This window comes from Microbacterium zouquanmingi (genome assembly GCF_052266675.1).
Classification (GTDB): Bacteria; Actinomycetota; Actinomycetes; order Actinomycetales; family Microbacteriaceae; genus Microbacterium.
The window spans coordinates 1-14,622 of sequence record NZ_JBQPRA010000003.1; the positions used below are offsets into that span (position 1 = coordinate 1).

Consider the following 14,622-nt stretch of genomic DNA (forward strand, 5'->3'; position numbering starts at 1 on the left):
CACAGCGTTGGAGTCAACTAAACCGTCAGCAGTCCCGAGCGCTCATGCGTCCCGCTCCATGAGTTCGGTCGTGACGTCCGGTTTCCGGTGGAGTTCACGCGGCGCCTTGTCACGGGCCTCACCGATCAGGCGGAACACCATTGCGCAGAAGTCAGTGACAGATACGCCCAGCGCTTCCGCGAACGCCATGCACTCACTGACGGTCGGGCCACCATCGCAGTCGTCACAGTCAGCGGCAAGAAGCGAGGCTGCGGTTCTCAGCGTCTGGCTGACGTCGCGGGCCGTGTTGATGGCGTCCTCAACGGAGTCGTGCCCGAGTTCACCGTTGCCAACGAGGATGTCCGTGCCCGCATCGATGTGCACTGTTCCGTCTGAGCGAACTTCACCCGAACTCCACAGCATGACAATGTCATCGAGTGCGTTGCGCATAACGAATCTCGTCATCTTGTCACTCTCGACGTACTCGAGCGTCTGGATCTCGTTTACCCATTGGGGGAGTGCTGCACGGATCTGCGGGAACTCGTAGAAGAGTCCGTCCGTGTCCTGAATGTCAGTGGAGGTTGCTACCATGGTCATGATCGTTCTCCTTCGTAAGGGTTGGTGTTCTGGTCATGAACCCCGGTTGCAGCCGGGGTTTTCTTTTTTCTCGATCCCCACATGTGACCCTTTCGGGACTGTCGGAAGTCGAGCGTTTGTAGGTACGGGCGTAGGTCCTCAATGTTGAGGAACAGCACGGCCCCGTCCTCACTGGTGAGAGTGACTGTGCGTCCCATGAGGTTGCGCACTGCTGTCTCTCCTGTGGGGTCCCGGTAGTTCAGGGAGTAGTAGTCGCGCGAGTTGTCAGCGCCACTGGAAGCGGTCACCGGCAATTAGGCGGCTGCGAATGCGCCATCGATGAGGCGGTCGAGTTCTGCCGGCGAGATGACGACGCGGCCACCGATCTTGCCGGTTTTGATGGCTCCGGTGTGGATCATCCAGCGGACGGATGCTACGGAGCGGCGAAGCTCTGCGGCGACTTCTTCAACGAAGTAGAACCTGGGCCGTGCTTCCTGTGCTGCCATGATTTCCTCCCAATGCGTTTTTGATGGTAGACCCACAGTCTAGCATGCCTCCACAACAATGTGCAACCATACACAGAATTGTGGAATGATGAAGGCATGACGCCGCCACAAGATGAAGAGAACTTCGCTCGACGGATGGCCGAGCTCCGCGTGCAACAAGAGATGAGCCAGAGCGAGCTAGCACGGAAGATGGTCGAGGCAGGCTTCGATACCTATTCGCAGATGACCGTCAGTCGTACCGAGAAGGGCGATCGACCGATCCGGCTCGGTGAAGCCCGCGTGCTGGCGAAGATCCTGGATAGCAGCGTCGAGCAGATGACGCGGGGTTCGGATGTCGAAGAGAACGTCTCTTACGCGGAGCTCGTCAAGCACGGGCTCACGACGGAGATCATCGAGACGGCGCGCAGGTTGGATAACTATGTCGACGCATTGGGGCACGCCAGCGAAGCGATGTCGCGGCTGAGATCCTACGATGCGGACGAAGCGCGCGAGGCAATCGCAGACTTGGAGGCCTACGTCTACCCGGCGTCCGTAATCGCGACATGGGCTGCGGAAGTGGCAACCGATCCGATGCGGGATGCCCCCGACGCTCTCGTGTGGACAGACCTTCAGCGCATGGGGGAGATCAAGGGTTCCGATGGCGAGCATTAAGCAGCGACCCGATGGGGTCTGGCGGGCGAGGTATCGGGGTCCGGATGGCAAGGAGTACGCGAAGCATTTCAAGTACAAGAACGGGTCGAAGACTGAACCCCATCTCGGCTCGGCTCAAGAGTGGCTTGATGAAGCGACCGCGGCGATTCGTGCCGGTAAGTGGGTTGATCCGCATACGTCGAAGATGACGATGGGGGAGTGGCTTGATAAATGGATCGCCGGCTACGCCTCGAAGAAACCCCAGACGGTTGTGCAGGCGAAGGTGCACATCAAGCTGATTCGTGAGAAGTTCAGCACTCGGCAGCTGCGAACGATCCAGCCGTCTGATGTGAAGACCTGGATGGCGGAACTATCGGAGAAGTACGCGACGAGTTACACATATGCGATCCACGCGAGGCTGTCTCAGGTCCTCTCGGATGCGGTCCATGATGGCATCCTTGCGCGTAACCCGTGCTCGCGCCGCACAAGCCCTCCTGCGGCCTCTCAGCGGCCCTATGTGGCGACGACGGCGCAAGTGTGGGCGTTGTGCGAGGCACTGAAACCGTCGTACCGGAACATGCTGCTGCTCGGCGCGTTCGTCGGCCTTCGGATCGCGGAATGTTCTGCCCTTGAACGCGACGACATCGACTGGGAGACAGGTGTCGTGACCGTCTCGAAGCAGCACGCGAAGGATGATCTCAAGTCGGATCGATCCGGAGATCCAGTGCCGGTGCCGCTCGAGCTGCTGACAATGATCAAGGATCACGCTGGCGACGTGCGTATCGTTCCTGGCGTCTTCGGCCGGGGTATCTCGCCGTACCAGATGAACCGTGAGTGGATCGATGCGCGGGCGAAGGTTGAGGGTCTACCTGAAGGTTTCCGGCATCACGATCTGCGGCACTACTACGCATCGATGCTGATCGCCGCGGGCCTTGATGTGAAGGTCGTACAGGCCCGGATGCGTCACGCTTCGGCTACGGTCACGCTGAACACGTACGGGCATCTGTGGCCCGACACCGACGACACGTCAAGGGCTGCGGTCGCGGCTGTCCTGAACGCACGAAAGACCCCCCTGAGTGCGGACTCAGAGGGGTCTGTCGAAACTTCTGCGGACTAACCGCGGACTAGAGGCCCGTTTTGGTCAGTGTTCCCGCGGGAAATGGCTACACGCCGTAGTAGAGCTCGAACTCGAACGGGTGCGGTCGCTGAGCGATCGGCAGGATCTCGTTCTCCATCTTGTACGAGATCCAGGTCTCGATGAGCTCTTCGGTGAACACGCCGCCCTCGAGGAGGAACTGGTGGTCTGCACGCAGGTCCTCGAGCGAGTCGAGCAGCGAGTTGGGGACCTGCGGGATGTTCTTCGCTTCCTCTGGGGGAAGCTCGTACAGGTCCTTGTCGATCGGCGCGAGCGGTTCGATGCGGTTCTTGATGCCGTCGAGTCCTGCCATCAGCTGAGCAGCGAAGGCAAGGTACGGGTTACTCGAAGCATCCGGGACGCGGAACTCGATGCGCTTGGCCTTCGGGTTCGATCCCGTCAGCGGGATGCGGATCGCCGCTGAGCGGTTGCCGGCGGAGTACGCGAGGTTGACCGGTGCTTCGAAGCCCTTCACCAGGCGGTGGTAGCTGTTCAGTGAGGGGTTCGTGAACGCGAGGACGGCGTTGGCGTGCTTGAGCAGACCACCGATGTACCAGCGGGCGATGTCGCTGAGCTGACCGTAGCCAGCCTCGTCATAGAACAACGGCTTGCCCTCGCTCCACAGCGACTGGTGCGTGTGCATTCCCGAGCCGTTGTCGCCATACAGGGGCTTGGGCATGAACGTGACTGTCTTGCCCCACTGCTCGGCGGTGTTCTTGATGATGTACTTGAACTTCAGGATGTCGTCCGCTGCGTGGACCATCGTGTCGAAGCGGTAGTTGATCTCCTGCTGACCACCGGTGCCGACCTCGTGGTGCGAGCGCTCGAGAGCGAAGCCCGCCTCGATGAGGTTGAGAGTCATCTCATCGCGCAGATCTGCGGTCTTGTCGACGGGGGCGACGGGGAAGTAGCCGCCCTTGTACGGCGTCTTGTTGCCGAGGTTTCCGCCCTCTTCTTCACGGGCGGTGTTCCACGCGCCCTCTTCGGAGTCGACGCTGTAGGAGCTGGTGTTCGAGGTCACCGAGTAGCGGACGTCGTCGAAGATGTAGAACTCGGCCTCAGGGGCGAAGAATGCGGTGTCGGCGATGCCGGTCGACGCGAGGTACTTCTCGGCCTTCTTGGCCACCTGACGCGGGTCCTTCGAGTAGATCTCACCGGTGCGCGGGTTGTAGATGTCGAACAGCATCACGAGCGTCTTGGCCTCGCGGAACTGGTCGAGGTAGGCCGTGGTGACATCTGGAATGAGCTGCATGTCGGACTCGTGAATGCTGGCGAATCCGCGGATGGACGACCCGTCGAAGAGCTGTCCATCGGTGAAGAATGCCTCGTCGACGGTCGATGCCGGGATGTTGAAGTGCTGCTGCACACCTGGCAGGTCGGTGAAGCGGATGTCAAGGAACTTGACGTCGTTCTCCTTGATGTAGCTCAGTACTTCGGACGAATCGGTGAACATGTATCACTCCTGGATGATTCGGGTTGTTGGTCTTGAGACCTTCACGAAGACTATGGGCGAGGCATTACTCCGCCGTGTCCTCTTTGTTTCAGCCATGTTACAGACCCTCGGTAGACTGACTCGGTGACCGAAGAACGCAATTCATACCCAGGTGAGCGTCTCGGCCTCCCCGAAACCGGCCACGGCAGCATCGGCAGAGCCGGTCGCCGCATTGGCGCACTCGTCATCGACTACCTCGCGGCAACACTGATCGCCACAGGGTTCTTCGGCTACGACCAGTTCGCCCTGCCCGACGAGGCGGGGCTCACCCTGTTCGCTCCGATGATGGTCTTCGCGGCTCTTCAGATCATTTTCATCCCGACTCTGGGCGGAAGCCCTGGACACCGCATTCTCGGGATGCGCGTGGTGCGTATGGGCGGTGGATGGGTAGGGCTCTGGCGCCCGATCGTACGAACGCTCCTCTTGGTGATCGTCGTTCCCGCGGTGATATGGGACGCCGACCAGCGCGGACTTCATGACAAGGCCGCGGGAACGATCCTGATCCGCGGTTAGGCGCGGCCGCGATTGCGTCTTCGTGCTGCCTTGGGCGCACGAACGCCGAGGAAAGAGCGCGCCGGGTCGACGATGAATCCTCGCCGCAAGGCCTCCCGGCCGATCAGCATCCGAAACCCCATCTCGTCTCTTCTGCTGAGAGTCACTTCCGCGATGATGGGTTGATCAACGAGGCGGATGGCCAGCAGAACCACCAGTCGCTGCTGCGCATGTCCTGAAGAACTGCGCACCTCACGACGATCGTGGATCGGGCATTCCACGATCGTGGCATCCGCATCGGTGTCCTGCCATGGATTCACGCGGAACCGCACCCAGTCTTCACCCTCGCGATCGAACTCTACGATGTCGAACGCATGCAGCGAAGAAGTCCGTGCACCGGTGTCGATCTTGGCCTTGATCCAATCGACGCCGACATCCGGCAGGCTCACCCATTCACGCCACCCGATAAGAGTGTTTGAATGGGATGTCATAACCACGCGATACATCTTGGCAGGAAATCTACGTGAAGATCGCCGTCCTCTCCCGTGCACCGCAGGCATACTCCACCCAGCGTCTACGCGCGGCTGCACAACAACGCGGCCACGACGTCAAAGTGCTCAACACTCTGAAGTTCGCCATCGACCTCACCGGTGACGAACCAGACCTGCACTTCCGCGGAAAACAGCTGAGCGACTACGACGCGATCCTTCCGAGGATCGGCAGTTCGATCACCTATTTCGGCACCGCTGTGGTGCGCCAGTTCGAGCAGATGGACGTCTACACGCCCAATACGGCCAACGGCATCTCCAGTGCGCGTGACAAGCTGCGCGCGAGCCAGATCCTCTCGAGGCATGGCATCGCGATGCCGGCGACGGCATTCGTGCGCAATCGCGCTGATGTACGTCCGGCGATCGAGCGCGTCGGCGGCGCCCCCGTGGTGATCAAGCTGCTCGAGGGAACCCAGGGCATCGGCGTCATCCTCGCGCCTCAGGTGAAGGTCGCCGAGGCGATCATCGAGACACTGCATTCCACGCGGCAGAACGTGCTGATCCAGAAGTTCATCGCCGAGAGCCGCGGCCGTGATATCCGTGCGCTCGTCGTCGGGGACCGTGTCGTTGCGGCGATGCGTCGAGTCGCCGCTGGTGACGAGTTCCGATCGAACGTTCACCGCGGCGGCAGCGTCGAGGCCGTGCAGCTCGACCCGGCGTACGAGGCGGTTGCCGTGCGATCGGCGCAGATCATGGGATTGCGGGTCGCGGGTGTCGACATGCTCGAGGGCGACGACGGGCCGCTGGTGATGGAAGTGAACTCTTCACCGGGTCTGCAGGGAATCGAGCAGGCGACGAAGCTCGACGTCGCGGGCGCGATCATCGACTACATCGCCGCGCAGGTCGCGTTCCCCGAGATCGACGTACGGCAGCGCCTGACGGTGTCCACCGGCTACGGGGTGGCGGAGCTGAGTGTGCACCACGCCGCAGAGCTCGTGGGCAAGACTCTGGGGGAGTCAGGGCTGTGGGAGCGAGATATCACCGTGCTGACGCTGCACCGCGGCGTGAGCGTGATCCCCAACCCCCGCAAGAACTTCGTGCTCGAGGCCGATGACAGGCTGCTCTGCTTCGGAAAGCTCGACGAGATGCGATCGATGATCCCCGAACGACGCCGACGCCGTGCGAAGGTGCGCAAGCTCCCGAAGGCGCCGCTCATCTGACGATGCGTGCGCAGCGTTCCCGCACCCTCAGGCTCAGCGCGGGCGCTGTGCCCGCATCTTCGTCGGGTCGATCCCCTTCGGGATCGGCAACGACGCGACAGACTGCGAGACGGAGTCGATCCGGCGGATCACGGCAGCGAGCGTGGTCTTGTTGATCGCGTTGGGAAGCTTCTTGATGGTCTTGGCGAGATCGGAGATCGCGACGTCGTCATCGCCGTGGCCGACGTAGAAGACGTTGACCGGCACGCCGTGTGCGACACGCTGAGCCTTCGTGCGCTCCTCGTTGATCAGGCGCGTGAGTCGTCCCCGCGAGCCCTCGCCGACGATCACAATGCCGCCGCGGCCGATCGCGCGGTAGACCGCTTCCTGCGTCTTCGGGTTGATGCCGACCGGAGTGTCAGACGCCTGCCACTTGCGGCCGAGACTGCTGCTGAGGATGTGACCGGTCGCACCGGGCATTCCGTCGATCTTCTGGTACATCGCCGTCGTCGATAGACGCGTCATCAGGAACAGCGCACCCAGCACACCGAGCATGAGGCCGGTGACGCCCCAGAGCACGAGCGACCAGATCTGGAATGGCGGGATGAGGTAGCCGATGACAAGACCGATCAGCACACCCGCAACGAGGATTGCGATCTGCGCCCACGGCAACCACCCATACACCTCGCGTGTGAACCGGAAGAGGGACTTGATCTGGGAGAAGAACCCCGGACGCTTTTCGGGTTCAGGAGCACGCTTAGCCATACCCACCAGAATACCGATTCAACGCAGTGTTGAAGTTCGCGTTCGCGGGGGGCGCACTTGTCATGCACATTGTCGTAGATTGACGGATCTCTCCACATTCACGTCGCTGCCGGCGCGGAGCGGTGATCGGATGCGATGTGATGAGGCGATGACCGAGATTGCAGCCGCCTCTGATTCCTCTGCTCTGGTGCCCGGCGTCCATCGTCGGGTCCGCACAGTGGATGGAGGCGAGGGGCCGTTCTCCGGCGCGTTGGTGGTTTACGAAGACAGCGTCGCTGTCTGCATCGATACGCAGGAGCTTTCAGAATGGGGCGGATGGGCATACTCCGACACCGAGCATGTGTGCGGGATCCTCGATGTTCGTCGCCGGAGGGACGGACACGACGCGCTTCTGCCGTGGTGCACGCAGCGAGTGGAGACCTTTCTGGGGCGCAGGCGCGCCGCGAATGCGCTGCTCGCACCGGGCGAGCTCGCCACGCTCGCTGCCAGTTTCCTCCGAGGTCTGCGCGAACTCGGTGATGCGGCGTCGGACGGGATCGGCGACTGGTGGCTGACAGGCGACGGGCGTCCTCTTTTCGTCCACGGTGACGGGGGTGCCGCTCGTTCGCGCACCGGAGGCCTCGTCGAGAGGCTCACCGCACACACGAATGATCGCGCCACCCTGCGAATACTGGACGAAATGCAGAGTGCACTTCGTGAACGCCGACACCATCACGATGACGACGTGCGCTGGGAGGGTGAGCTGTTCGCGATCGCTGCGCCCCGCGCGCTGCGAACGGACATCTTCGCTCCGGAGAAGGCTTCAGATGTGCAATCAAGGCGTGCGCTGCGCCCCGGAACGGAGATGCGACGACCGTTGCGGCGATCGCTGCGCGAATCACGCACGTCTCAGCGCGCATGGCGAAAGCTGCTCACCACCCTGCGTGGGCTCGCCGGCTCATCGCACGACGGCGCGATGTCGCTCCTGCACCGACGCACTGAAGGGAAACCGCGTGGTGCGGCTGCGACACCTCGTACCGGACCACCACCCACGCGCAAGCGGGCGCTGATCGTCGCGGGAGCGCTGGCGGGGCTCGTCCTCGTCGTCGGTCTGATGTGGCCGGAAGGGCAGGATCCTGAGGCGGCGCAGGCATCGCAATCGACGCCGAAGAGCACACCGGATGCTGAGGTCCCACCTCCGGCAGCAGAGGAACAGGGCGGCGCGGAGACGGAAGAACCGCAGGAAGAGCCCTCACCGGCAGTGGAGGAGCAGGCGCTCGACGCAGTGCCAGCGATGCTCCAGAGCATCGCTGCGTGTGCCGAAGCGCGTCTCGAGTCCTGTCCGCAAGCGCTGTCAGCTGGTGTCGCTGTGCCGGCCGCCGGTCCCGTATCTCACGGCCCAGATGGCAGCACGGCTGAGCTCGTCGATGACTACGGTGACGTCGCTGTCGTCAGGCTCACGCCGATCGACGCGAACGCGGAGTCGTCGGGGCAGATTCTCGTGCTTGAGCGCGACAGACAGAAATGGCTGGTGCGCGACATCTACGACGTCGCGCACCAGCCAGATTAGTTCGAACCGCTATCAGGCTCCGAGGTCGGCTGCGAAGTTCGCTGCCTCGAGGCGAGCCTTGACCGCTCCGAGGAAGCGCGCCGCGTCGGCACCGTCCACGATGCGGTGGTCGTACGAGATCGCGAGATATGCGTAGGAACGCACAGCGATCGCGTCGATGCCGTCGACGGTCACGACGCCGGGGCGCTTGAAGACCGTGCCGGTGCCGAGGATCGCCGACTGCGGCAGGAATACGAGCGGAGTGTCGAACAGCGCGCCACGCGAACCGGTGTTGGTGATGGTGAACGTGCCACCGGCCAGCTCGTCGGGTTTCAGCTTGTTGTCACGAGTGCGCGCTGCGAGGTCTGCGATGTCGTGAGCGAGCTGAGCGAGGTTCTTCGTCGCAGCGTCACGAACGACCGGCGTGAGAAGACCGCGCTCGGTGTCGACCGCGATGGAGATGTTCTCGGTCGCCGGGTAGACGATGTTCTCGCCGTCCACCGTTGCGTTGATGATCGGGAACGCCTGCAGAGCCTCAGCTGCCGCGAGCGTGAAGAACGGGAGGAAGGAGAGCTTGTCGCCCGTCTTCTTCAGGAACTCGTCCTTGACGCTGTTGCGGTAGTTGGCCAGGGCCGTGACGTCGACCTCGACGAAGGTCGTCAACTGAGCGGTCTGCTGCAGGGATGCGACGGCGCGCTCGGCGACGACCTTGCGCAGACGAGACATCTTCTGCGTCGTTCCGCGCAGCGGCGAGACCTCGACAGGCGCAGCGGCAGGGGCTGCAGCTGCAGCCGGAGCTGCGCTCTTGGATTCTGTGGCCTTGAGGACATCTTCCTTGCGGATGCGTCCGCCGACACCGGAACCGGTGACGGTTGCCAGGTCGATGCCCTGCTGCGAAGCCAGACGGCGCACGAGCGGGGTCACGTAGAGCGAGTCCTTAGCGCCGTCAGCAGGAGCCGGTGCAGCGGCAGGAGCCGGAGCTGCCGGTGCTGCAGCAGGTGCGGGGGCCGCCGGAGCTGCTTCGGGAGCCGGAGCTGCCGCAGGAGGAGCTGCTGCCGCAGGAGCTGCTGCTGCAGGAGCAGGAGCAGGAGCCTCCGCAGGAGCAGCAGGTGCTGCGGCCGGAGCGCCAGAGCCGACGCGGGCAAGAACACCGCCGACCTCGACGGTTTCGTCCTCTGCAGCAACGATCTCCTGCAGAACACCAGCGACGGGCGAGGGGATCTCGGTGTCGACCTTGTCTGTGGAGATCTCCAGCAGAGGCTCATCGACAGCGACCTCGTCACCGATCTGCTTCAGCCAGCGAGTGACCGTGCCCTCGGTGACACTCTCACCGAGCTCAGGGAGTCGGATGTCGGTCGCGTCTGCGGATGCCGTAGGCGCAGCCTCGGCGGCCGGAGCGGGCTCAGCCGCCGGAGCCGCTTCGGCCGGAGCGGGCTCCGCAGCTGCCGGAGCAGCCTCAGCGGCAGGCGCCGCCTCAGCGGGGGCCTCTGCAGCGGCAGCACCGCTGCCATCGCCGATGCGGGCAAGCAAGGCGCCGACCTCTACGGTCTCGTCTTCGGCCACGAGGATCTCCTCGATGACGCCGCTGACCGGCGAAGGAATCTCGGTATCGACCTTGTCGGTCGAGATCTCGAGCAGGCCTTCGTCCGCCTGAACGGTGTCTCCCACCTGCTTCAGCCAGCGGGTGACCGTACCCTCTGTGACGCTCTCTCCGAGAGCGGGGAGGACCACGGATGTGCTCATGACGGAGTCTCCTTCAAGAATGTGTATGACATATTCAGCTTAGTGACCCTGACACCGGTTGGTGTTCAGAGGGCGTGCAATGGTTTTCCGGCGAGTGCGAGGAAAGCCTCGCCGAGTGCCTCGCTCTGGGTCGGATGCGCGTGGATGAGAGGCGCGATGTCTTCGGGATGCGCTTCCCACGCGACGGCGAGTTGCCCTTCGGTGATGAGCTCGCCCACGCGATCGCCGAGCAGGTGAACACCCAACACAGGGCCATCCTTGAGGCGGACGACCTTCACGAGACCGCTCGTGCCGATGATCTCGCTCTTGCCGTTCCCGGCGAGGCTGTACTCGTAGGAGATGACGCCAGCGGATCCGTGCGCTGCGATAGCGGCGTCTTCGGTGATTCCGACGGACGCGACCTCTGGGTTGCAGTATGTGATCTTGGGAATCTGCGACTCGGCAATCGGCGCAGGGGAGAGCCCTGCGATCCGCTCTGCAACGGCAATGCCCTGCAGGAACCCGCGGTGAGCGAGCTGGAGTCCCGGCACGATGTCGCCGACAGCCCAGACATGAGGCGCCGACGTGCGCAGTTCCTCATCTGCGGTGACGAAACCGCGCTCGAGAGTTACCCCGGCCTCTTCGAAACCGAGGTCAGAAGTGACCGGCCCTCGCCCGACCGCGACCAGCAGATAGTCGCCGGTGAAGGACGTGCCGTCCTCGAGAGTGACGGTGACACTCGTGTCATCCTGCTCGGCTGTCTGGAAGCGGGTGCCCAACGAATACTTGATGCCGCGGCGGCGGAAAGCACGCTCGAGGCCCTTGCTCAGGGCGATGTCCTCGTTGGGCACGAGGTGGGGCAGTGCCTCGATGATCGTCACCTCGGCGCCGAAGGAGCGCCAGACGCTCGCGAACTCGACTCCGATGACCCCGCCGCCGAGCACGAGAACACGCTCGGGAACGACGTCCAGTGCGAGGGCCTGCTCACTGGTCAGAACGCGCCCGCCGATTTCGAGCCCTGGCAGGGACCGGCTGTACGAACCGGTCGCGAGGATGACATCGGTACCCGTGTACACGTCGTCGCCGACCGAAACCGTGCGGTCGGGATTCAGCCGACCAGTGCCGCTCACGGTCGTGATGCCGCGTGCCTTGATCAGGCCCTCGAGGCCCTTGTGCTTCTTGGCGACGATGTTCTCGCGATACGTGCGGACGCCAGCAGCATCCACACCGCCGAAGGTCGCGCTGACGCCGACGGATGCCGCATCACGGACGTGATCTGCGACCTCGGCGGCGTGGAGGAGCGCCTTGGTCGGGATGCAGCCGCGGTGCAGGCAGGTGCCGCCGACTTTGTCCTTCTCGATCAGGGCGACGCTTTTGCCCAGCTCGGCGGCCCGGAGAGCCGCGGCATAGCCGCCGCTTCCACCCCCGAGGATGACGATGTCGAAGGTGTGCGCGGTCATCGGCCCTCCGTGGCTCGTGCTTCAGCGAAGCTCACGAGCGAGCGCACAGTTGCGCCGGTCGCGCCCTTATCGGTGAATCCATACGCTGCGCTGCCGTTCTCCGAAGAGCCCGCGATGTCGAGGTGCACCCAGGGAATGCGATCAGCGTCTGCCTCACCGGAGACCCGGCCGACGAAGCGCTGCAGGAACAGTCCAGCGAACATGGAGCCACCGGCGCGGTCGCCCATGTTGGCGTTGATCATGTCGGCGATGGGGGAGTCGAGCGAATCCTCCATGTAGCTGGGCAGCGGAAGTGCCCAGGCGAGCTCGTCGGCGGTCTCGGTGGCCGCAAGGTACTCCCTGACAGCGTCGTCGTCACCCATCACACCGGTGTGCCGGTGGCCGAGTGCGACGAGGATCGCTCCGGTGAGGGTTGCGACATCGAAGATGACATCCGGGTTCTCACGACTTGCCGAAACGAGGCCGTCTGCGAGGACCAGTCGTCCCTCGGCATCCGTGTTGAGCACCTCGACCGTCTGCCCATCCAGCATCCGGAGGACATCTCCCGGGCGTGTCGCGCTGCCAGAAGGCATGTTGTCGGTGATGCACATCCAGGCTGTGACGCGGACGGGCAGCTTGAGTTCGGCGATCGCGCGCAGCGCGGCGAGGACGGTGGCCGAGCCGGCCATGTCGAACTTCATGCCGACCATGGAGGCAGCCGGCTTGAGCGAGAGCCCACCGGTGTCGAAGGTGATGCCCTTGCCGACCAGCGCGATGTGGCTCGTGGTGCCCTCAGGCGAGTAGTCCAGGTGCACCACGCGCGGCGGGCGGTCCGAGCCCTGTGCCACGCCGAGGACGCCGCCGAAACCCTGTTCGGCGAGCGCCTGCTCGTCGAGGACCTCGACCGAAACGTCGAGGTCGGCGACAGCATCCACTGCGCTCTGCGCAAGATCTGTCGGGCTCTGCCACTCGGCGGGAACCGAGACGAGGTCCTTGACCAGTGCGAGAGCGTCGCCCAGCACGCGGGCGCGGTTGGCTTCTTCATCGGTGATCGTCGAGCTGTGCACGCTGACGGCATCCGCTCGGCTTTTGCCGGCCTTGGCGCGGTATCCCTCGAAGCGATAGCCGCCGTAGACGGCGCCTTCTGCGGCGGCCGCAGCGAACTCGTCGAGCGGGCCGGCGAGAGCAAGTGCAACACTGCCGAAGCCGGTGAGTGTGCGGAGCGCGGTTCCGGACGCATCGCGGACGGCGGCTGCGCTCAGCTCCTTGCCGGCACCGACCACCGCGAAGGGAAGCTCGGTGAGCGAAGGCAGATGAACCCGTGCGAATGCAGAAGCAGAGCCGGTGAAGCCGATGGCGACCAGCACGTCCTTCAATCCTGGATAGGCATCCAGGGCATCTGGGTACGCCTCGAGATCAGGGACGAGGAGCACTGCGGCGTCTGCAGCGCTTCCGGGAAATGGATCAGTTGTGTGCGAGAGCGCAGGAAGCGTCATGCCTCCATCCTAGGCACCGGAAGCCACGAGCACTCCAGGCATGTTCGCTGTGAGCGAGACCACTGCGCCCCTCCCGACTGCGGTGACTCGTAGCATGGAAGCATGCCCGTCCCCGGAGAGCTGTACGAACGCGTCTCGAACGCACCCGCCGTCCCGCAGGGACTCCCGCTGGTCATTCTGATCACCGGCTTCACAGACGCGGGCAACGCGGTATCCGGATTGATCGAGCATCTGCGCGATGTGACAGATCCGCAGCCGATCGCGATCTACGACAACGATGTTCTGCTCGACTATCGGGCTCGTCGCCCTGTCTTCGTGTTCGAGCAGGACCATTTGACTGAGTACCGTCCTGCGCGACTGGAGCTGTCGATCGCGCATGACACGCTCGGCCAGCAGTTCCTCCTGCTCTCAGGCTACGAGCCGGACTTCGCCTGGAATGCGTTCACACAGTCCGTGATGGATTTCGTGGACGAGTTCGCGATCTCGGGCATCACGTGGGTGCATTCGATCGCCATGCCGGTTCCGCACACAAGGCCTATCAGCACAACAGTGAGCGGCAACCGCAAGGAGATCACCGCGAGCCTCTCGGTATGGCGTCCGCGGACCCAGGTTCCGGGAACCGTGGGGCACCTGCTCGAGTACCGCTTCGCCGAGCGGGGAGACCGGGTCGTCGGCTTCGTCCTCCTCGTGCCGCATTACCTGGCAGAGACCGAGTATCCCGAGGCCGTCATCGCGGCAGCGGACCGGGTGATGGGCTCGACGGGAATCGTGCTGGCGCTCGACGATCTGCGCGAGAGCCGCGAGGAGTATCTCGCCAAGGTCAACGATCAGGTGGCAGGCAACGACGAGCTTCGGCAGATGATCCACACACTCGAGAACCGCTACGACTCCTACATGGCGGGACGGGACCCCGAAGATGTCGACCGCTTCGATGACGGCGGATTCGACGAGCGCGACCTGCCGAGCGCTGATGAGCTGGCCGCTGAGCTCGAGCGGTACCTCGCCACCAGGCCGCCGGGCGATGACGACAAGCGTTCACGGTCCTGAACTTCTTCATCGCACGTTGCATCCGGCACGCAATTCATGTGAGATACTGGTAATCCGACCCGTTGTCAATCGTCCGCGCTCGCGTGGAAGACTTGACAAGGGTCTTACTAGTGTCCGAAATGTCCCGG

General features: G+C 63.6%; 14 protein-coding genes. 6 read left to right on the forward strand and 8 right to left on the reverse strand.

Annotated features, from left to right (window positions below; genetic code table 11):
* Positions 1 to 42 precede the first annotated feature (42 nt).
* Together ACTU6V_RS07435 and ACTU6V_RS07440 are read right to left on the reverse strand one after the other, a co-directional pair.
* Positions 43 to 576 (reverse strand): hypothetical protein, encoded by a 534-nt coding sequence (locus tag ACTU6V_RS07435; RefSeq protein WP_443475342.1) that lies wholly within the window; start codon positions 574 to 576, stop codon positions 43 to 45.
* Between the two features lie 293 nt (positions 577 to 869).
* Positions 870 to 1,061 (reverse strand): helix-turn-helix domain-containing protein, encoded by a 192-nt coding sequence (locus ACTU6V_RS07440; RefSeq protein ID WP_443475343.1) that lies wholly within the window; start codon positions 1,059 to 1,061, stop codon positions 870 to 872.
* Positions 1,062 to 1,157: 96 nt separating this feature from the next.
* On the opposite strand from ACTU6V_RS07440, the gene ACTU6V_RS07445 reads away from it, so the two are divergent.
* Both ACTU6V_RS07445 and ACTU6V_RS07450 read left to right on the forward strand, forming a co-directional pair.
* A complete protein-coding gene (locus ACTU6V_RS07445; protein WP_443475344.1) occupies positions 1,158 to 1,712 on the forward strand; it encodes a helix-turn-helix transcriptional regulator in 555 nt (184 codons plus the stop codon).
* Complete coding sequence (locus ACTU6V_RS07450; RefSeq protein ID WP_443475345.1) at positions 1,699 to 2,808, forward strand: tyrosine-type recombinase/integrase; 1,110 nt, start codon at positions 1,699 to 1,701, stop codon at positions 2,806 to 2,808. Before ACTU6V_RS07445 ends, ACTU6V_RS07450 begins: the two co-directional genes overlap by 14 nt.
* Before the next feature lie 46 nt (positions 2,809 to 2,854).
* On the opposite strand, the gene glnA is transcribed toward ACTU6V_RS07450, so the two are convergent.
* Positions 2,855 to 4,279: a type I glutamate--ammonia ligase gene (gene glnA, locus ACTU6V_RS07455; protein ID WP_443468378.1), complete on the reverse strand. Its 1,425-nt coding sequence runs from the start codon at positions 4,277 to 4,279 to the stop codon at positions 2,855 to 2,857.
* A 123-nt stretch (positions 4,280 to 4,402) separates the two neighbouring features.
* On the opposite strand from glnA, the gene ACTU6V_RS07460 reads away from it, so the two are divergent.
* On the forward strand, positions 4,403 to 4,831 hold the full coding sequence (locus ACTU6V_RS07460) for an RDD family protein (RefSeq protein ID WP_443468377.1): 429 nt from the start codon (positions 4,403 to 4,405) through the stop codon (positions 4,829 to 4,831).
* Here ACTU6V_RS07460 and ACTU6V_RS07465 read toward each other — a convergent pair.
* The gene (locus ACTU6V_RS07465) at positions 4,828 to 5,301 is read right to left on the reverse strand and encodes an ATP-dependent zinc protease family protein (protein WP_443475346.1); all 474 of its coding nucleotides are present in this window, start codon (positions 5,299 to 5,301) and stop codon (positions 4,828 to 4,830) included. The two genes, ACTU6V_RS07460 and ACTU6V_RS07465, sit on opposite strands and share 4 nt — an antisense overlap.
* 32 nt (positions 5,302 to 5,333) lie before the next feature.
* On the opposite strand from ACTU6V_RS07465, the gene ACTU6V_RS07470 reads away from it, so the two are divergent.
* The gene (locus tag ACTU6V_RS07470; protein WP_443468376.1) at positions 5,334 to 6,518 is read left to right on the forward strand and encodes a RimK family alpha-L-glutamate ligase; all 1,185 of its coding nucleotides are present in this window, start codon (positions 5,334 to 5,336) and stop codon (positions 6,516 to 6,518) included.
* 33 nt (positions 6,519 to 6,551) lie between these two features.
* Here ACTU6V_RS07470 and ACTU6V_RS07475 read toward each other — a convergent pair whose 3' ends face one another.
* Positions 6,552 to 7,262, reverse strand: a complete 711-nt coding sequence (locus ACTU6V_RS07475) for a DUF4191 domain-containing protein (RefSeq protein WP_443468375.1) — start codon at positions 7,260 to 7,262, stop codon at positions 6,552 to 6,554.
* A gap of 148 nt (positions 7,263 to 7,410) precedes the next feature.
* On the opposite strand from ACTU6V_RS07475, the gene ACTU6V_RS07480 reads away from it, so the two are divergent.
* Positions 7,411 to 8,811 carry a hypothetical protein gene (locus ACTU6V_RS07480; RefSeq protein WP_443475347.1) on the forward strand — a complete coding sequence of 467 codons (1,401 nt, stop codon included), beginning with the start codon at positions 7,411 to 7,413 and terminating at the stop codon, positions 8,809 to 8,811.
* Positions 8,812 to 8,823: 12 nt separating this feature from the next.
* Here the strand turns inward: ACTU6V_RS07480 and sucB are convergent, their stop codons facing one another.
* From sucB to ACTU6V_RS07495, 3 genes are all read right to left on the reverse strand, one after another.
* Positions 8,824 to 10,533, reverse strand: a complete 1,710-nt coding sequence (gene sucB / locus ACTU6V_RS07485; protein WP_443475348.1) for a 2-oxoglutarate dehydrogenase, E2 component, dihydrolipoamide succinyltransferase — start codon at positions 10,531 to 10,533, stop codon at positions 8,824 to 8,826.
* 65 nt (positions 10,534 to 10,598) lie between these two features.
* Complete coding sequence (lpdA, locus tag ACTU6V_RS07490; RefSeq protein WP_443475349.1) at positions 10,599 to 11,972, reverse strand: dihydrolipoyl dehydrogenase; 1,374 nt, start codon at positions 11,970 to 11,972, stop codon at positions 10,599 to 10,601.
* Positions 11,969 to 13,447, reverse strand: a complete 1,479-nt coding sequence (locus tag ACTU6V_RS07495; RefSeq protein ID WP_443475350.1) for a leucyl aminopeptidase — start codon at positions 13,445 to 13,447, stop codon at positions 11,969 to 11,971. Before ACTU6V_RS07495 ends, lpdA begins: the two co-directional genes overlap by 4 nt.
* A gap of 102 nt (positions 13,448 to 13,549) precedes the next feature.
* On the opposite strand from ACTU6V_RS07495, the gene ACTU6V_RS07500 reads away from it, so the two are divergent.
* Entirely contained in the window at positions 13,550 to 14,494 is a 945-nt protein-coding gene (locus tag ACTU6V_RS07500; protein ID WP_443468370.1) for a proteasome assembly chaperone family protein, read from the forward strand.
* The last annotated feature ends 128 nt before the right edge of the window (positions 14,495 to 14,622 follow it).